Annotated in this window: 12 protein-coding genes, 5 pseudogenes and 1 other annotated feature; of the genes and pseudogenes, 5 read left to right on the top strand and 12 right to left on the bottom strand. The window is 61.9% G+C overall.

Features of this window, described 5'->3' with window-relative positions; all coding sequences use genetic code 11:
• Positions 1 to 8 precede the first annotated feature (8 nt).
• From fumC to ACGI6K_RS16605, 6 genes and pseudogenes are all read right to left on the bottom strand, one after another.
• Positions 9 to 1,394, bottom strand: coding sequence for a class II fumarate hydratase (gene fumC, locus ACGI6K_RS16630; protein WP_376945399.1), 1,386 nt, complete (start codon positions 1,392 to 1,394; stop codon positions 9 to 11).
• A 64-nt stretch (positions 1,395 to 1,458) separates the two neighbouring features.
• On the bottom strand, positions 1,459 to 2,289 hold the full coding sequence (locus ACGI6K_RS16625) for a hypothetical protein (protein WP_376945401.1): 831 nt from the start codon (positions 2,287 to 2,289) through the stop codon (positions 1,459 to 1,461).
• A 28-nt stretch (positions 2,290 to 2,317) separates the two neighbouring features.
• Positions 2,318 to 3,475: a pyridoxal phosphate-dependent aminotransferase gene (locus tag ACGI6K_RS16620; RefSeq protein ID WP_376945403.1), complete on the bottom strand. Its 1,158-nt coding sequence runs from the start codon at positions 3,473 to 3,475 to the stop codon at positions 2,318 to 2,320.
• 193 nt (positions 3,476 to 3,668) lie between these two features.
• Positions 3,669 to 4,889 carry an MFS transporter gene (locus ACGI6K_RS16615; RefSeq protein ID WP_376945405.1) on the bottom strand — a complete coding sequence of 407 codons (1,221 nt, stop codon included), beginning with the start codon at positions 4,887 to 4,889 and terminating at the stop codon, positions 3,669 to 3,671.
• A gap of 4 nt (positions 4,890 to 4,893) precedes the next feature.
• Entirely contained in the window at positions 4,894 to 5,718 is an 825-nt protein-coding gene (locus ACGI6K_RS16610; RefSeq protein WP_376945416.1) for a hypothetical protein, read from the bottom strand.
• Between the two features lie 2 nt (positions 5,719 to 5,720).
• Positions 5,721 to 6,784, bottom strand: a pseudogene (locus ACGI6K_RS16605) (MFS transporter).
• A 94-nt stretch (positions 6,785 to 6,878) separates the two neighbouring features.
• Here ACGI6K_RS16605 and ACGI6K_RS16600 point away from each other — a divergent pair.
• Positions 6,879 to 7,790, top strand: a complete 912-nt coding sequence (locus ACGI6K_RS16600; protein WP_376945407.1) for a LysR family transcriptional regulator — start codon at positions 6,879 to 6,881, stop codon at positions 7,788 to 7,790.
• Here the strand turns inward: ACGI6K_RS16600 and ACGI6K_RS16595 are convergent.
• Positions 7,731 to 7,901 (bottom strand): annotated as a pseudogene (locus ACGI6K_RS16595) (helix-turn-helix domain-containing protein); the annotation flags it as partial. The gene ACGI6K_RS16600 and the pseudogene ACGI6K_RS16595 overlap by 60 nt on opposite strands.
• 357 nt (positions 7,902 to 8,258) lie before the next feature.
• Positions 8,259 to 9,435: pseudogene (locus ACGI6K_RS16590) on the bottom strand (IS3 family transposase).
• Positions 9,087 to 9,217, bottom strand: a sequence feature (AL1L pseudoknot). Its footprint overlaps the pseudogene before it by 131 nt.
• 94 nt (positions 9,436 to 9,529) lie before the next feature.
• Here ACGI6K_RS16590 and metE point away from each other — a divergent pair.
• Together metE and ACGI6K_RS16580 are read left to right on the top strand one after the other, a co-directional pair.
• A complete protein-coding gene (gene metE / locus ACGI6K_RS16585) occupies positions 9,530 to 11,830 on the top strand; it encodes a 5-methyltetrahydropteroyltriglutamate--homocysteine S-methyltransferase (RefSeq protein WP_376945409.1) in 2,301 nt (766 codons plus the stop codon).
• Between the two features lie 69 nt (positions 11,831 to 11,899).
• The gene (locus ACGI6K_RS16580; RefSeq protein ID WP_376945411.1) at positions 11,900 to 12,274 is read left to right on the top strand and encodes an epoxyqueuosine reductase QueH; all 375 of its coding nucleotides are present in this window, start codon (positions 11,900 to 11,902) and stop codon (positions 12,272 to 12,274) included.
• Here the strand turns inward: ACGI6K_RS16580 and ACGI6K_RS16575 are convergent.
• Complete coding sequence (locus ACGI6K_RS16575) at positions 12,234 to 13,040, bottom strand: IS5 family transposase (protein WP_377968779.1); 807 nt, start codon at positions 13,038 to 13,040, stop codon at positions 12,234 to 12,236. The genes ACGI6K_RS16580 and ACGI6K_RS16575 overlap by 41 nt on opposite strands.
• Positions 13,041 to 13,084: 44 nt before the next feature.
• Here ACGI6K_RS16575 and ACGI6K_RS16570 point away from each other — a divergent pair.
• Positions 13,085 to 13,654, top strand: a pseudogene (locus ACGI6K_RS16570) (transposase); the annotation flags it as partial.
• Between the two features lie 150 nt (positions 13,655 to 13,804).
• On the opposite strand, the gene ACGI6K_RS16565 reads toward ACGI6K_RS16570, so the two are convergent.
• Entirely contained in the window at positions 13,805 to 14,278 is a 474-nt protein-coding gene (locus tag ACGI6K_RS16565; protein WP_376943512.1) for a hypothetical protein, read from the bottom strand.
• 505 nt (positions 14,279 to 14,783) lie between these two features.
• Between ACGI6K_RS16565 and ACGI6K_RS16560 the strand changes: the two are divergent.
• Positions 14,784 to 14,954: pseudogene (locus ACGI6K_RS16560) on the top strand (transposase); the annotation flags it as partial.
• A gap of 114 nt (positions 14,955 to 15,068) precedes the next feature.
• Here ACGI6K_RS16560 and ACGI6K_RS16555 read toward each other — a convergent pair.
• Both ACGI6K_RS16555 and ACGI6K_RS16550 read right to left on the bottom strand, forming a co-directional pair.
• A complete protein-coding gene (locus ACGI6K_RS16555) occupies positions 15,069 to 16,868 on the bottom strand; it encodes an ABC transporter ATP-binding protein (protein WP_376943514.1) in 1,800 nt (599 codons plus the stop codon).
• Positions 16,865 to 18,010, bottom strand: coding sequence for a beta-glucosidase (locus ACGI6K_RS16550; RefSeq protein ID WP_376943516.1), 1,146 nt, complete (start codon positions 18,008 to 18,010; stop codon positions 16,865 to 16,867). The genes ACGI6K_RS16555 and ACGI6K_RS16550 overlap by 4 nt, the downstream gene beginning before the upstream one ends.
• Between the last annotated feature and the right edge of the window lie 33 nt (positions 18,011 to 18,043).

The following is an 18,043-nucleotide window of genomic DNA, read 5'->3' as shown; positions in this document are numbered from 1 at the left end:
TTGCGACCTTACGGGTGGGTCATGTCCAGGGCGACCACATAACGGTCGAACTTCTGCGGCGCGACGAGCCCCAATTGGTCGGCGACCTCACGCAGGGTCTTGCCCTCGCGATGGGCGGTCTTGGCGACGAGCGCGGCCTTGTCATAGCCGATGTGGCGGTTCAACGCGGTCACCAGCATCAGGTTTTTCTCCAGGTTGGCCTCGATGCGCTCAAGGTTGGGTACGATGCCCTCGGCACAGTGCTCGTTGAAGGCCTGGCAGGACTCTGCCAGCAGGGTGATGCTTTCCAACACGTTGTGCACCATGACCGGTTTGTACACATTCAACTGGAAATTGCCTTGGCTACCGGCAAACGCCACCGTGGCGTCGTTGCCGAACACCTGGGCGCAGACCATGGTCAGGGCCTCGCATTGGGTCGGGTTGACCTTGCCGGGCATGATCGAGGAGCCTGGCTCGTTCTCGGGAATATCAATTTCGCCAATGCCGCAGCGTGGCCCGCTGGCCAGCCAGCGCACATCGTTGGCAACCTTCATCAACGCCATGGCCAGGGTGCGGATGGCCGCAGAGGTATTGACCAGCGCATCATGGGCGGCCAGGGCAAAGAATTTGTTGGCAGCCGACCTGAAGGGGTACCCGGTCAACTGGGCGATTTGCCGCGCGCACACCTCGCCAAAACGCGGATGGGCGTTGAGCCCGGTGCCCACGGCGGTGCCGCCGATGGCCAGGTCATAGAGACCTTGCAGCGCCTGCTCGATGCCTTTCACCGTGTAATCCAGTTGTTCCACCCAGGCACCTATCTCCTGCCCCAGGGTGATAGGAGTGGCATCCTGCAAATGGGTTCGGCCTACCTTCACCACGCTGGCGAATGCCTGGGCCTTGGCCGCCAGGGTGCCGCGCAACGCCACCACTGCCGGCAGCAAGGTGTCGAACACTTGGGCTACCACCACCATGTACATGGCGGTGGGGAAGGTATCGTTGGATGATTGCCCGCGGTTGACGTGATCGTTGGGATGAATGGGGGTCTTGCTGCCCATCTCGCCACCCAGCAGCTCGATAGCGCGGTTGGCGATCACTTCGTTGGCGTTCATGTTCGATTGTGTGCCAGAGCCGGTCTGGAACACCACCAGCGGAAAATGCGCGTCCAGCTTGCCGCTGATGACTTCATCGGCGGCCCACACGATGGGCAGCGCAATGGATTCAGGCAACTCGCCCAGTTCAAGATTGGCCAGGGCCGCAGCCTTTTTCAGCAACCCCAGCGAGCGGATCATGGGGGCTTCCCAGCGAAAGCGCGAACGCCCTATGGGAAAATGGTGGACCGAGCGCTCGGTCTGCGCCCCCCAGTATTTGTCGGCGGCCACCTGCACGGTGCCCATGGAGTCGGATTCAAGGCGCATAAGTGTCTCCTGGCATCGCGCGATGCCAAAGCGGTGAAAAGGTTAAGGGCGATGCAGCGGGGCGCTACGGCGTGAGCACGGAGGCCATTTTCCCCAGGTGCTCGTAGGCGCGTACTACGTAGTCGTTAGACAGCGCGGCGATGCGGCGATAGTTGACCGACTGGCCGGTGGCCTGGGTGTAAAGCGCGAGGGCGTCGGTGGCATGGCGGAAGTGCCGCGCCTCGACACTGCCACAGTGTACGCTGAGGAACGCGGCGATGCGGTGGGTTTCACCGGCCGCAAAGCCCCGGGACTCGCGCAGCCAGCGTTTCCACAACGGCGTCATCACGTTGTATTCGCCGGTATTGAACAGCTCGGTCAGCACCATCATCTCCAGGGCTTCGGTCAGGTCCGGCGCCAATGGCCGCTTTTCGCCCACCCAGGCGGAAAACTCCTTGGTGATCAGATTCAGGTAACGATCCTGCAGGCGCCAGTCGTCCGACCCGCAAATTGCCGTGGCCATGCGTTGGTACAACTTCGAATGGTGCGGGTGGTTATGCATCTCCCCCAACCCCACGTCTTCGACGATGATCTCCCCGCAATGCCGCGCCGCTTCCAGCAACTGCAACCTGCTCTGGACCGTGGGCGTGGACTTGGACAATTGCAAAATCCGCACAATGATGCTGGCCACTGCATGCGCTGCGCCGTCGGGGCTTCTCCAGCCGCAAAAGAAGGTACACAACGCGTCCGTCGACCAAGGGCGCGACGTCATGTATTGATACCGCTGGGTATAATCGTCCAGTAAGTCGGCGTGGTTGATGAAACCATCCAACAAGGCTTCCACCAAGTTGCGGTCGGTCACTTCCGCCAAGGCCTGGTGCACATAATCAATGAACAGCCCATTCGAATCGTCCATGTTCGCTCCCGGTTTTATTATTGTTTGCTCAATAATTGTCCGCGCGTTCCACCAATCCCAGGAACTGCACGAAACGGTGCATGCCCTCTTCCAGCTCCTCAGGCTCCAGCGCATAGGAAATCCTGATACTGGAAGGGTCACCACAGCCAGACCCGGGCACGACCGCGACATGGGCTTGGGTCAACAGCAGTTCACTCAGGTGATCGACGTCCCTGATTTGCTCCCCCCGATACAACTCGCCCAGCCACGGGGTAACGTCGATGTACAGGTAAAAGGCGCCTTCGGCGGGTGCGTAGGCCACGCCTGGCAGCGGGTCCAGGTAACTGCGCGCCTTGTCCAGCTGGCGCTGCAAAAAGGGCGCGAGCTGGTCAGCGAACGCCTGGCTGCCGGCGGTGACGGTGGCCAGCGCAGCGTACTGCGACAGGCTGCTGGGGTTGGAGGTGGTGTGCCCTTGCAGGTTGTGCATCGCCGAGATGACCTGGGCCGGCGCACAGGCATACCCCACCCGCCAGCCAGTGACGGCCTGGCTCTTGGAAAACGAATCGACCAGCACTGTCTGGGGCTTCAGGGCGGGGCACAACGACAGAATGTTGTGATGCACGCAACCGGGCCGGGTGAGGCTGCGATAACATTCGTCGAACAGCACCCACAGCCCATGCTCCAGCGCCAACTCGGCGATCCCGGCCAACTGCTGGCGTTGATACACCGTGCCGGTGGGATTATTGGGGGTGTTGATCACCAGCATTCGCGTGCGGGGGGTGATGGCCGTCTGCACCGCGCGGCGGGTCAGGCGATAGTCATCCTGCCGGGTATCCACCGCCACTGGGATAGCCCCTGCCAGGCGAACCTGGGTAGGAAAGGTCTCCCAGTGCGGGGTGGGCACAATGACCTCGTCCCCCGGGTCCAGCAACACCATGCAGGCATTGAACAACGCCTGCTTGGCCCCTGCGGTCACCGCTACTTCGCTGGCCGTGAAGGTGACGCCGGTGCGTTCCGATACACGCTGGGCCAACACTTCACGCAAGCGCGGCAGGCCCAGCGGCGGGGTGTAGCGGTTGCGTGCCTGGTGAATGGCGTCAAGGGCGCCGGCCTTCATTTCAGCACAGGCATCGAATGACAATTCGCCAGCGGCGAAGTTGATAACGCGCGCCCCACTTTCTTTCAGCGCATTGGCCTTGCTGCGCATGCTCGACGTGCCGGGTGGGTTTAATTGAAGTGCGCGTTGCGACAGTGAAAACCGAGAAGCCGATACTTCCTTATTATTATTCATAGTATCCCTGCAAGCCTGCCTGCCTTTAAAGTCGCTGGCGGGTTAATGAGCGCCAGTACCATGACATTCTGGTGACAAGCTGGAAGGCAGGCCAATACTCTTTCTGTCGTTATTGATACTTGCCGCCGGCTGAATCCAGGCCTTTCTGCACCCACCAGGCCAAGGGCAAGGTCAGTAGCAATAATGCCGCCAGGGCCACTACCGCGAATGGAATACCCGTGAGATCGCCCAGGCGGCCAAACAGCACCGGCGCCAACGCGCCGCCACCGATGGTGCCGGTGTAGAACAATGAAAAGGCGTGGTCACGCTTGCCCGCCCCCGCCAGGTCTGGCACCGCGCCATACAGCACCGAGGAGGTGCCATTGAGGGCCAGCCCCAGCAACGGCAACACCGCCATCAGCCCCAGATAGGGCAACACCAGGGCCAGCAGAATCAAGGCGGCCGTAGTGGACTCCGTCAGCCATACGGTTTTCATCATGCCGATACGCGCCCCCAGATAGCCGCACAGCAGCTTGCCGAACGCACCGCCGATGAACAGCAGCGTTAGGGCCAGGCCGATACCCGCCGTGCCTGCACCCTTGGCTTGCAGCAGAAACGGCAGGAATGTGAGGAAACCCATGCGCACCGCGCTGTCCAGGGTGCCGGTGAGGATCATTGCCCGTAGCCCGCTGGCAGACCCACTGCCGGCACCGCCCTTGGCGGTCTTTGCCCTGGCAGTGGCGATGTCCGCGGGAATCAGCCACCACAGCCCGGCCGCCACGGCCAGGCCCAGCACGCCGACCCCGAGTACGCTGGCGCGCCAGCTGGCCACCGTGAGCAGTAGGCCGACCATGCCGGGCACCAGGGTCTTGCCGATGTCGCCGGCGAAGTTGTACTGCGACAGCGCCTGCTTGACCCCACCCCCGGGCTCATAGGCATCGGAAATCAATGAAGACGCCAGCGGGTGCTGGGTGCTGGCACCCAGCCCGCCCAGCACCAGCGCCAATAGCAGCACCCCCAGCCCGCCGGCGCAACCGACCAGCAGGTAGGCCAGCGCCGCCAAGGCCGTGCCGCCGACCAACAGGCGCTTGCGCCCCCAGCGGGCAGCCGTGCGGCCAGCCAGCAGCTGGAAGCCGGCCATCATCGCCGAATAGGCGCCCCGCAGCAGCCCGACCTGGGCATAGCTCATGGCGAACTGCGCCTGCCACACCGGCAGCAGCACATAGATGACGTCGGTGAGGCCGTCGTGGATGGCGTGGGCCGTGCAACCGGCCAGCAAGGCCCGGCGGCGCGCGGGGGACTGGGCGCAGGCAAGCGACGGCGTGGGCGAAGGGTAGCTGAGTTCAGTCATGGGCTCAAACCAAGCATTGGGCGCAATCGCGCATCACTGCGGCCTTGCGCTGCAAGTACTGCACGAACAGCTCCTGGGCGGAGTTCTTGACCACGGCAATGCCCATGGCATCGGCGAACTCTTCCACGGCCGCCATGGCATGGGCGAAGTGATTGCTTTCGGTGCCGCCGGTGTGCACGGTCACCCATGCCAGGGTAGCCCTAACCCTGGCAGGGGGCACGCCCATGTCGCGTTCGAACCACTGTTTGAACATCGGGTGGATCAGTTCCACTTCACCATGGGTGTAGACCTCATGCACCAGGGTGGTCAACAGCCCCTGCAACAGGTCACGGTCGCGCAGGCGCTGGACGTCGGTCCAGTCCTTGAAGGCCTGTGCGCAAGGCAGGCAGTTTTCCTTGAGCAGCCACTGGTCATCACCACACAGCGGCGTCGCCATGTTGTAGAACAGATCTGCGTGCAACGTGTTGCCCAGCGCGCCCAAATCTTCGTCGGTGATGCGGTTCAAGCTGGTGCAGACCTGGTAGAGACGGCAAGCCGCTTCGCTGCCCTGTTCGGAGCGGGCTAGCAGGGTAATGCGGTTGGCCAGGCCCGAGACACTGGCGGCCGAGTTGTTGGTCTTCGACCAGCTGGCGAAGAACCGGCGCAACGGCGCGGCACCATGAGCGCGTGCTGTGAGCGCCTGGAACGCCTCCTCGATCTCCACCAGCGCTGCCTCCTGGCTCCGGAAGGCATCCATCAACGCTTGCTTCAACACCCCCGCCTGCATCAATTGCAGCACCGGTTCTACTACCTTCAACAACTGGCTTTGCTGGGCCAGCGGATTGCTCACGGTCATCTCACGTTTTCCTTGTTGGATGATGAATCAAGCGTAATCAGGCAAGCGCTCGCGGTGCTGGCCGTCGAGGCGCGATGCGATAAAGGGGCTGGGCGCCAGCCGCGCCAGGCAATCAACAGCGACAGCGACTGGAACCCGATGATCAAGGCCACTCAGCCTGGCCACCCCCAGTGCTCCCACAACACCCCAGGTGCCAGGGCGTCACAGCTACCGCCCAGGTAGTAGCCCGCGAGGTACAGCCCAACGGCACAGCCTTGTCGTGGCGGCCCTGGCTGGTGGTGAACGCGTTGGCAGCGGCCTGGGTGAGGAACACCCCAGTGGAACTCAAGGCCAGCCCCAGGACCATCATCCACAACGACGGCGCCAGCGTCAGGCACGAGCCCGTCACCCCGAGGCCCGCCGCCACGCCCACTAGCTGCGCCTGGGGGGCGCCTTGCTCAGGCGCCCGGCAACCAGAATGACCACCAATGCCAGCAGGAACACGGCGTAGATCGACCCCAGCGCACCGGTGCCGAGGGCGAACGGCGCATGGCTCAAGTACAGGCCGGCATAGCCCTGCCAGGGCGCCCAGCGCCAGCCGCCAGCTGGCGAACTCGGTCACCAGGCCGGTGAGGAGGCGCCCGCAAAAGCCCCCCAGCACCGTGCCAGCCACATAGACACTGGTGAGCTCGGTCACTGCGCCGCCGCTCCAGCGCACGCCGATGTAGGCAACACTGGTCGCGAACACCACGGGAATGAGCATGCCCTGCACACCGCGCCACAGCAGGAATTCGCCGAAGCTGTCCGCCCTGGCGGACAGCAACGCAGGCACCGCCAGGCCGAGCGCAGCCACGGCGATGACCCGGTGCTGGGCCATGCCGACGGTCAAGTGGCCCACCAGGGGGGCGCAGACGGCCACGGCCAGCGTGCTGACGGTGATGCTCCAACTGGCTTGCCGCAGTGAGACATGGAAGCCTAGCGCTAGCTCGCCGAGCAGCCTCTGGGGCGCGTACAGGTCGAGAAACGCCGCGCAGCCGCACAGGAACAGGGCTATGCGCGGGCAACGCATGAAAGGCTTCATAAAAACATTCGTTATATTTTTAAACTATTTTATAAGTTAGGCCGACGACAGGATCCAATACCTATTTCAGACCGATTGATACCCAAGGATGAGCATGATCGACCTGCGCCGGCTGCGTTACTTTCTGATGGTGAGCGATGAATTGCACTTTGGCCGTGCCGCGTCGCGCCTGCACATCGCGCAACCGCCGTTGACGCGGCAGATCTCGGCACTGGAGGCCGAACTGGGCTTTCGCTTGTTCGACCGCAGTTCCCGCAACGTCATCCTCACTGCCGAGGGCCGGCACTTCCTGCCCTACGCGCGTGCGGTGCTGGAGCAGGTGGACCTGACACAGGCCATCACCAGCAAACTGGCGGCAGGTTCCATGGGGCACCTGGCGGTGGGCTATGCCAGTTCCATCGCCCTGTCGGACATTTTCAGCCAGACCATCCAGGCTTTCTGCAGCGCATTCCCGGACGTGCGGTTGAGCGTTGAGGAAGGCGCCTCTAGCACCCAATGGGCGCATATCATCGAAGGCCGCCTGGATATCGGCATGAGCCGCATGCAGCCACCGGGCGACGACGCCGATGTCCAGGCCCTGTGCCTTGGCAACGAGCCACTGATAGCCGCCGTCGCCAGTGATAGCCCCCTCGCCCGGCAGGCGCAGGTGACATTGACGGAGCTGAGTGCGTACCCGCTGATCGCCTTCCCGGCGGACTACGGCTCGGGGCTGAACGAAATCGTCGAGACCCTCTACCGCCGCCACGCCCTCACGTGCCGGCCGGCCCCTACCGGCAAGCAGATCACCTCGATCATCGCGCTGGTGGCCGCGGGGCGGGGTGTTGCGGTGGTGCCCGAGTGTACGCGGACCTTGGCCAAGCGAGGGGTGACCTACCGGCCGCTGGCCGAGCCCGAGGCCACCGCGCCGCTATTGGTGCTCACCCGTAAGCATGAGCGCAGCCCGTTGGTGAGGGCATTTGTCGATGTGATCCAGCAAACGATGGCGGCGAAAGTGGCGACGCATTGACCTGCCGCTAAGTGCGAAAACATGCTTGGCCACCATCTGTGGCGATAGACCCAGTCGCTCTGCTGCGCTGGCGTAGGAGCCCAACTCCGCCGCGATCACAAATGCCCCCATGCTATGTTGAGGACGATGCCGAATTGCCCCGTGTGCTCACGCCAGACTAACCCACCTCCAGATCGGCATAAACCCAGCACAGGCAATGGTTCGCGAGGATTCAGAGTAGGTCAGGGACCTCTCGGCATCTGGGTCAATTCAGCATCGGCGCCAACAGAGTTTCGTCAGTTAGAGCAAAAACTAGCGGCGCAGTTGGCCGAACTCGAAGCGATGAAGGGTAGCTCTGAGCTGAAGCAAGAAATCGAATTGACCCGGTTGCCGAGGGTGCTAGACCCAGTCTGATACTTCCCGAACCATCACCTGTCCCAGGTTATACGGTGAATCGCCCCGGGAATTCCGGAGGCTCGCTGGTGTGAGTCACGCCACCATGGCGGACTCGTCAAGTTGTCGATAATAAGCGGCTTCGGCCCCAGCCGGAGGTACGTTGCCGATCGGCTCCAGCCGCCGCCGGTGATTGAACCCGTCCACCCAGGCCAGCGTGGCCATCTCCACCGCTCCCCGGTTCTTCCAAGACTGGCGATGGATTACCTCGGCTTTGTAGAGTCCGTTGATGGTCTCGGCCAAGGCATTGTCATATGAGTCGCCCACGCTACCTACGGACGGCTCGATGCCAGTCCCGGCCAGGCGCTCGGTATAGCGGATCGATACGTACTGCACCCCGCGGTCGCTATGATGGATCAGGCCACCCTGGCTGACGGGGCGGCGGGCGTACAGAGCTTGCTCCAGGGCATCGAGCACGAAGTCCGTCCGAGCCGAGCTGGACACCTTCCAGCCAACGATGCACCGGGCGAATACGTCGATGATGAAGGCCACGTAGACGAAGCCCTGCCAGGTGGAAACATACGTGAAGTCCGATACCCACAGCGCATTCGGGCGCTCGGCGCGGAACTGGCGGTTCACCCGATCCAGAGGACAAGGCATAGTCTTGTCGCTGGCCGTGGTCTTGACCGGTTTGCCACGCACCACGCCTTGCAGCCCAAGCTTTCGCATCAGGCGCTCCACCGTGCAGCGGGCCACGGCAATGCCTTCGCGCTGCAACTGCCGCCAGACCTTACGTGCCCCATAGACCTGGAAATTCTCGTCCCGGATACGCTGAACATGCTCGCAGAGCAGTTCATCCCGGCGTGCTCGGGCTGACTGCCGTGCGGGAGCGATTTTCCGGGCCATAGGCTCGTAGTAGGTCGACGAGGCAATCGGCAGTACCTTGCGGATCGGTGCGGCCGGCCAGGCTCGACCCCGTGGACCTGGCGGTGATCGTCGATGAAGGCCTTCATCGCTTGAAGCGGCGGTCGAGCTCCGCCTGGGCAAAATACGCCGAGGCCTTGTGCAGGTTCTCGTTGGCTTGGCGCAGCTCACGCACTTCCCGCTCGAGCGCCTTGATCCGTTCACGCTCGGGCGTCGTCTGCCCCTCGCGCCGTCCGCTATCGCGTTCGGCCTGCCTTACCCAGCGGCGCAGCGTTTCGGCCGTGCAAGCGATCTTCGCCGTGATGGAATTGATCGCCGCCCACTGCGACTCGTGCTCGTCCTCGATCATGAGAAAAACTTGATTTCATCACAAAGAAATTGAGTTTGTCTCACAGCAAGTCGCTGCTGACAATCCTTCCAAATTTTCGGATGGAGGATTACACATGGTTTTGGCACACAACCTGGGCTTTCCGCGCATTGGCCGGGATCGCGAACTGAAGAAAGCCCAGGAGGCCTTCTGGAAAGGCGAGCTGGACGAAGTCGGTCTGCGTGTAGTAGGGCAGCAACTGCGTACTGCCCACTGGCAGGTACAGAAGGACGCGGGCATTGAGTTGCTGCCAGTCGGTGACTTCGCCTGGTATGACCAGGTCCTCACCCATTCGCTGACTTTCGGTGTCATTCCCGAGCGCTTTCGTGGCCATGGCAATGCCAAGCCGACTCTGCAAACCCTGTTCGCCATGGCCCGTGGCGTGAGCGATAGCTGCCGCGGTGGTGCTCATGCCCAGGAAATGACCAAGTGGTTCGATACCAACTACCACTATCTGGTACCGGAGTTCACCGCCGAACAGCAGTTCGAACTCAGTTGGGAACAGCTCTTCGAAGAGGTGGATGAAGCCAAGGCGCTCGGTTATGCGGTCAAACCGGTGGTGATCGGTCCGTTGACCTACCTCTGGCTGGGCAAGACCAAAGGCGCAGAGTTCGACAAGCTCGACCTGCTGGAGCGACTGCTGCCTCTGTATGGGCAGATCTTCCAGCGCCTGGCTGCCCAAGGCGTGGAATGGGTCCAGATCGACGAACCGATCCTGGTGCTGGACTTGCCGCAGGACTGGAAGAACGCCTTTGAACGCGCCTACAACCTGCTGCAGAAAGATCCGCTGAAGAAGCTGGTTGCCACCTACTTCGGTGACCTGGAAGACAATCTTGGCCTGGCTGCAGGTCTACCGGTGGATGGCTTGCACATCGATCTGGTACGCGCCCCGGATCAATATCCGACCATTCTTGATCGCATGCCGGCTTACAAGGTCCTCTCGCTGGGCTTGGTCAACGGTCGCAATGTCTGGCGCTGCAATTTGGAGAAAGCGCTAGAAGTGGCTCGCCATGCCCACGAGCGGCTCGGTGAACGCCTCTGGATCGCTCCCTCCTGTTCGCTGCTGCATAGCCCCGTGGATCTGGCCCGTGAAGATAAGCTGGATGCGGAACTCAAAAGCTGGCTCGCCTTCGCCGTCCAGAAATGCCAAGAGGTCGCATTGTTGGCACGTGCCGTCTCCCAGCCCGAGGCTGCAGAGGTTGTCGCCGCATTGGCTGAAAGCCGAGCTGTCCAGACCAGCCGTGCAGCATCACCGCGCATCCATAAGCCCGAAGTGCAGGCGCGCCTGGCCGCTGTCCTTCCGGCCGACAGCCAACGGCAATCAGTCTTCGCCGAGCGTATTGTCAAGCAACGCGCGGGCCTGAACTTGCCGGCCTTCCCGACCACCACCATTGGCTCCTTCCCGCAGACACCAGCCATCCGCCTGACCCGTCAGTCTTTCAAGCAGGGCAAGATCAGCAAAGCCGAGTACATCGAGGCCATGCACAGCGAAATCCACCATGCTGTGCAGGTTCAGGAACACCTGGGGCTGGATGTGCTGGTGCACGGCGAGGCCGAACGCAACGACATGGTCGAGTATTTTGCCGAGCAGCTCGACGGCTACGCCTTTACCCGATTCGGTTGGGTGCAGAGCTACGGCTCGCGTTGTGTCAAACCAGCGGTCATCTACGGCGACCTGAGTCGGCCGAAGGCCATGACTGTCGACTGGATCGAGTATGCGCAGAGTCTCACCGACAAGGTAATGAAAGGCATGCTGACCGGCCCGGTCACCATGCTGATGTGGTCCTTCCCGCGTGAGGATGTGAAACGCGAGGTGCAAGCCAAGCAACTGGCGCTGGCGATCCGTGACGAAGTGGTGGACCTTGAGGCCGCCGGCATCAAGATCGTCCAGATCGACGAAGCCGCCTTCCGCGAGGGGCTGCCGTTGCGCAAGGCCGAATGGCAACATTACCTGGACTGGGCGACCGAAGCGTTCCGCCTGACCGCTAGTGGCGTGAAAGACGAAACCCAGATCCATACGCACATGTGCTACAGCGAGTTCAACGACGTGATCGAATCCATCGCGGCCATGGATGCCGATGTGATCACCATCGAGACCTCGCGTTCGGACATGGAACTGCTGGATGCCTTCGAGAAGTTTGCCTACCCGAACGAGATCGGTCCGGGTGTCTATGACATCCACTCGCCACGTGTACCGAGCAAGGAAGAGATCGTCACGCTACTGCGCAAAGCGGCCCTGCGCATCCCTGTCGAGCGTCTGTGGGTCAACCCGGATTGCGGTCTGAAGACCCGTGCCTGGCCTGAAACCAAAGCAGCCCTGATGAATATGGTCGCCGCGGCTCACGAGCTGCGTAACGACCTTGCCGCACAGGCCTGATTCAGAACGTGGCAATCAAACGGGGCGCCAAGCGTCCCGTTTTACTTTCTTACCGAGGGTCAATGCCTCATGAACAGCATCATGCGCCCGAAATTGATCCTTCCGAAGGGGGCTGGCCGACTACTGCTGCATTCCTGCTGCGCCCCTTGCTCTGGGGAAGTCATGGAGGCCATCGCGGCATCGAACATCGATTACACCACCTTTTATAATCCGAACATCTACCCGGAACAGGAGTACCTGCCGCGTAAGGAGGAGAACATCCGCTTTGCCAAAAAGCATGGAGTTCCTTTCGTCGATGCGGACTATGACGTCGACAACTGGTTCACCAGGGCCAAGGGGATGGAGCGGGAGTCAGAGCGTGGCATTCGTTGCACCATGTGCTTTGACATGCCCTTAGAGCGTGTTATGAACTTTGAAGAAGAGATACGGCATTGCCGAGCATGAGGATGGTGAAGACGACGAAGTGCAAGCCAGCCAATGTTTCCGGTAGGCGCTCGTAGTCGCGAGCCAGGCGCCGGAACCGATTGACCCAGCCGAAGCTGCGCTCCACGACCCAGCGGCGCGGCAGAAGCACGAAGCCTTTCTTGGCTTCAGACAGTTTCACCACGTGCAGTTGGATGCCCTCTTCCTGGGCCGCTTGCGCCGGATCATGACCGGTGTAGCCCTGGTCCACGAAGGCGAGCTTCACCGTCTGGCCCGTGGCCTGCTGGACTTGCTGTGCCAGCGATCGCACCTGGGCACGCTCCTGCTCATTGGCTGGTGTGACGTGGACCGCCAGCAGGTGGCCGAGCGTGTCCACCGCCATGTGCACCTTGCTGCCCTTCCTACGTTTATAGCCGTCATAACCGGCTCGTGGCCCGCTCTCGCAAGTGGACTGCAAGGTGCGGCCGTCCAGGATCACGGCGCTGGGTTGGCCCTGCTTGCCTTGAGCGACACGCAACACCGAGCGCAGATCGTTGGCCATGGCTTCGAAGCAGCCGGCCTGCAGCCACCGTTGAGTCTGTTGGTAAACCGCCTCCCACGGCGGAAAGTCGTTGGGAATCAGTCGCCAGGGAGCACCAGCCCGGGCCATCCAGCGCAACGCGTTGAACATCAGGCGCAGATCGTACCTGCGCTGCGGCGCTCGCGGATCCATCAGGGTCAGGTAGGGCGCAGCGAAGGCCCATTCTTCATCAGAAACGTCTGTCGGGTAAGGGCGTGCGGGCTTCATCCAACTACGATAGCTTCACCGGCACCAAGTTCATAACACGCTCTAAACGGCTTGGTTGCCTCGAGATGACGCGCTCGGCGCCCTGGTCCACCCCACTCTACGCGGTGAAGCATGCGCCGCGGGGGCGCAAGCACTGGCACGTCACCGGTCGCGTGGCCAGGGACAAGCGCAGCCGGCAAAACACGCAGCGCGAAAGTGAGCCCTAGCTGCTGGCCAGCAACCTGCCCGAGGCGCAGTGGAATGCCGTGCAGGTCGTGGCGATCTACAAGCGGCGCATGCAGGTCGAGGAAGGCTTGCGCGACTTGAAGAGCCATCGGCAGGGGCTGGGACTGGAGCTGCATCGAAGCCGCTGTCCGCGCCGCATCGAGGTTCTGCTGCTGATCGCCGTGCTGGCCAACTACGCGCTGTGCCTGCTGGGTCTGCAGGCGCGAGAGGCGGGGCACGAGCGGCGCTTTCAGAGCAACAGTCTCAAGTGCAAGCACGTGATGTCACTGTGGCAGCTGGAATTGGAGTACGCACGCGGTTACGCGGGAGACATTTCCCAGGAGACGTTATGCCGTCTGGAGTTGGCCCTGCGGCGGGAGGTCCATCGGCAAGCGCAGGAACTGGGGTGATTTTGTGGGGATCACTCAGGGACGGACGTATTTCAGCAGAATCGGGAAGTCTTTTTCAGGATTTCCCTGAAGATAAGACGGTCGTAATTGAGGCTCTGCACGTTGAAAGCTGCCGCAAACTTGTTCGCGGCAGCATGGAAAATAGTTAAGTTAATTGATTGCATCTGTAGGGTTTGGAAATACACGTACTCTTGATATTTTTCCATCTAAACCATTTTTTTGAATGTATTCGACTCGGATTCCGAAGTTTTCACCGGGATTGAGAAAGTTATTTTCAAATGTGCGAAGACAATATCCTTCTGGGGGAATAAAGGAGCTGTCCGTTATGGTAATTTTAGTCCAGTCGTCTGTTTCATTGGCTTTGGGGTCGTCATAGACATATATTCTTGCTCCGTTTTTTACGGACTTAAGGATTCTCAGGGAGCGTGCCTCGTCATTGTTTCCTTTACATGCTCCTTTACTTTTGCAGTTGTCATTGGCGAAAGCGTGGCTATTATAAGCAAAAACAATATCTTGTGAGCACCCGTTTCCCTCATAAAAAATCAGGTCGCTATCTGCCATGGCTTGTGTGGAAAGTAGTATTGCAGCAAAGCTCATAAAACTGAGATGTTTGTTTGGTTGCATGTTTCCCTCCGAGTGAGTTTGGTAAAATAGAGCACTATGCTGACAGTTTTAATGCCGGGCACATAGTGTGGGGAGTTGGCCTTGATTGTGGGAGGCTGTTATTTGGTGAAATAACAGGCGTTTTTTGTTTTTTGGGTGCGTTGTGGAGTATCGCATCCTTGCATATCTCAAATGTAGTCCTTATTGGTCGCACAGCTTATGAAGGCAATCGTTCATAATGTCAATGCTGTCAAAATGCTGGTATTCTCTGGTTAGGGTTTTGTGCTGTGCTACCGATATAGCGCTGTACTGACCGAAAACTGCGACTTTGTTCTCATATCCGATCGCAGGCGATAGGCGTCAATTTCCTCAGTGAGTTACCGAAAAATACCGGTTGTTACTGCCGCTATGTATGTCATGCCTTTATGTATGTCATGCCTTGGTTCGCGTCGTTTAAAGTACCGCAGGCAGGATTGTGAACCGCCCCGGGTTTCCCGGAGGCTCCAACCTTTGACAGGATGGAGCCATGAAGACAGCAACGCAGTATTCCCCTGAAGTCCGGCAACGGGCGGTTCGCATGGTGCTCGAGCATCAGGACGAGCACGAGTCGCAGTGGGCGGCGATCCACTCCATCGCGGCGAAGATCGGTTGCTCGGCCGAAACGCTGCGCCGCTGGGTAAGGCGGGCCCATCGAGATCGTTGCCCCCTTGTCGAAGGTTTTCGCTTCGGGCAGCAGGGGGCGATGCCTCTTGCGCACAGAGCCCAGGCGAGTCGAAACGGAGGCGCGGGAGTTCAGCGGTCGCTGCATCGCTCAGCCGACCGTCGGCAGCTTGGGATCGCGCAGGAAGCCCTCGGCCTGCATCCGCCACAGCGAAGCGTAGAGGCCGTTGCGGGCAAGCAGTTCGGCCGGGCTGCCGTCCTCCACCACCTTGCCTTTCTGCATCACCAGGATGCGGTCGAAATTGGCTACGGTGGACAATCGGTGTGCCACCGCCAATACCGTGCGGTCGCGCACCAGATCGGCCAGGGCAACCTGGATCTCCGCCTCGGAATGAGTGTCGAGGGCCGAGGTGGCCTCGTCCAGAATCAGGATCGGCGCGTCCTTGAGGAAGGCGCGGGCGATTCCCAAGCGCTGGCGTTGACCGCCGGAGAGCATCACCCCGCGTTCGCCGACCTGGGTGTCGTAGCCCTGTGGCAGCTCGCGGATGAAGGCGTCGCAATAGGCCATGCGCGCCGCCTCCTCGACCTCCTCGTCGCTAGCCTCGGGGCGGCCGTAGCGGATGTTCTCGCGGATGCTGCGGTTGAACAGCGCGGTTTCCTGGGGTACCACGGCGATCATCTGGCGCAGGCTGTCCACGCTGACTTGGCGGATATCATGGTCGTCGATGCGGATACTGCCCTCTTGGACATCGTCCAGGCGCTGGATCAGGTACACCAGAGTCGACTTGCCGGCTCCACTGGGGCCTACCAGGCCGATCTTCTGCCCGGCCGGAATGTGCAGGTTGAAGTCCTTGAATACCTGGCGGTCGTCCGGATAGCGGTAGCCCACGTCGATCAGGTCGATGGTGCCGTCGGCGACGGTTAGCGGCTGGTCGGGGTCGTGCAGGGCATGGGGCTGGACGATGATGCGCAGGGTGTCGGCAATGGCGCCGAGCTGCTGGGTTGTATCCACCAGCGCGAGGGCCAGGTCGCGCGAACCGTGCAGGATGCGGAAGGTCAGTGCGCTGACTAGCACCACGTCGCCGGCGCTGACGCTGCCGGCGCGCCATAGCTGGATGGCCCAGACCAGCATGCCGCCGGCCATCAGCGACAGGCAGACGTCGTGCAACAGACGCGCCTTCTCCATGTACATCCAGCTCTTGCGGTGGGCGTGGGCCTCGCTGCCGATCTTCTGCGCCAGCCGCTCGCTTTCGCGGTCGCGGGCGGAGAAAGCCTTGATGGTCCAGACGTTGGATACTGCATCGACCAGTTCGCCGCCGACATGCGCGGCCTGGGCGGCGTAACGCTGGTGCCTGGTGCGACCGCGGATGCCGTAGTTGGTGATCAGCAGGGCGACCAGCAGCACGGCGCCGATCAACGCCAGGGCCATGCGCCAGTCGATGGTGAGCAGCACTACCACGGCACCGGCGAAATCGACCAGGGGTGGCATGATCTTCCAGGCGAAGCTGCCATAGATGGTGCCGGCCGCCGAGCCGCTGGCGGTGATACGGTTGCCCAGGGCGCCGGCGAAGTGCTCGTTGAAGTAGCGCATCGGGTGGCCGGTCAGATAGCGGAACAGCTCGACGCGGATATCCACGCAACTGGCCACCACGGTCTGGCAGCCGAGCCAACCACCGAGACGCCAGAAGGCGTTCTCGGCGACGATCAGACCGAGGAACAGCGCCAATGGCGTCCACACGTCGGCGGCCAGGCGGTCGGCCGTGGTCATGGCATCGACCAGCAGCTTCATACCGTACTGCACCGCCACCGCACTGCCGGCGGCGCCGACGATCAGCGTGAACATCAGGCCGAAATGCCAGGGGCGCCGGTGCACATAGCGCCAGAGAAAGGGTAGTGGATGGCTCGGCAGTTGCAGCCGTCGGCGGGGAACAGACTTGCTTTTTGGGCTCATGACAGGAAATGCGATGCGCTCGAGTCTTCCAGAAGTCGGGTCAGCATGGCCTGCTGCGTGCGCAGCTCGGTCTGCAGCGGGCTGTGCAGTATGCGCCGACCTTGGTTGTCGGGCACCCCGATCAGCCCGGTCGAGCAGTGCCGTTCGTCGAACCAGCCGGGATAGTCCTGGATCGGGTAGAGGCAGATGCCCTCGATTGGCACGCCGCGCTGCAGAGCGGCGAAGGTCTGCTCAGCGACGTAGCGCAGCCAGGGCGCGCGGGCCTCGCCTTCGGCGCCGGTCTCGGCGATCAGGAGCGGTCGCCGGTAGCGCTGGTAGACCTCGGCGAGGATGCCCTGGAAGGGCCGGTAGGCCGGGTGGCCGAGGGGGACGGTGGCGCCGCCGTAGAACCACTGGTTGTCCGAGTAGTAATTGACGCCGACGATATCCAGGTATTCGGGACGGCCGCCGAGCCCCGGCCAGGCCCGCCCGGTGAGCAGGTCCCAGGCCTCGTACTGGGCTTCGCGATGCGCCTCGGCCGCTTGGGTATCGGCGGGCCGGGACGGCAGCACGTGGATCACCGGGTCGATCTGCACGAAGCGCGCGCGCGGCTCGACGGCACGGATCGCCTCGATCGCCGCGATGTTGGCGCGCACCAATTGGTGTTTGAGCTCCTGGCCGCGGCCGCGGGCCAGTGGGTTGAACAGCGCCTGGTCGCCGCCGGCCCAGGCCCAGTAGGAGATCTCGTTGACCGGCGAATAGAAGGGCTCGGCGATGCCCTCGTCGCGCAGCAGCCGGGCCAGGGCGGCGGCGAAGCGGGCGAAGCGCTCGACGAAGGCCGGCCGCCAGATGTCGAGGTCGTCCGGCCAGCCGTAGTGGCAGATGTCCCAGATCACCTGCAGGCGCTGGTCCTGGGCGGCGCGCAACATGGGCAGGAAGCTCGACCAGTCGTACTGGTCCGGCGAGCGCTCGATCAGGTGCCAACGCAGGCCGTCGCGTACGGTGAACAGCGCGTGGGCAGCCATGAGGGCGTAGTCGGTGGCCGCGTGAAGATCATGGCCGGTGGCGGCGATCAGGTCGAGGCGCAGGTCGTCGTGGCGACGGTGCGTGGAGCACTCGAAGCCGCCCTGGAAGAAACCGGCAAAGATGGTCGGTCGGTGCATCATTCATTCCTGCCTGGGAATACTGCTCTGATA

This window comes from Azorhizophilus paspali, assembly GCF_043587585.2.
Taxonomy (GTDB): domain Bacteria; phylum Pseudomonadota; class Gammaproteobacteria; order Pseudomonadales; family Pseudomonadaceae; genus Azotobacter; species Azotobacter paspali.
The sequence above is the reverse complement of the archived record's forward strand: the minus strand, read 5'-3'. Positions and strand labels throughout refer to the sequence as shown.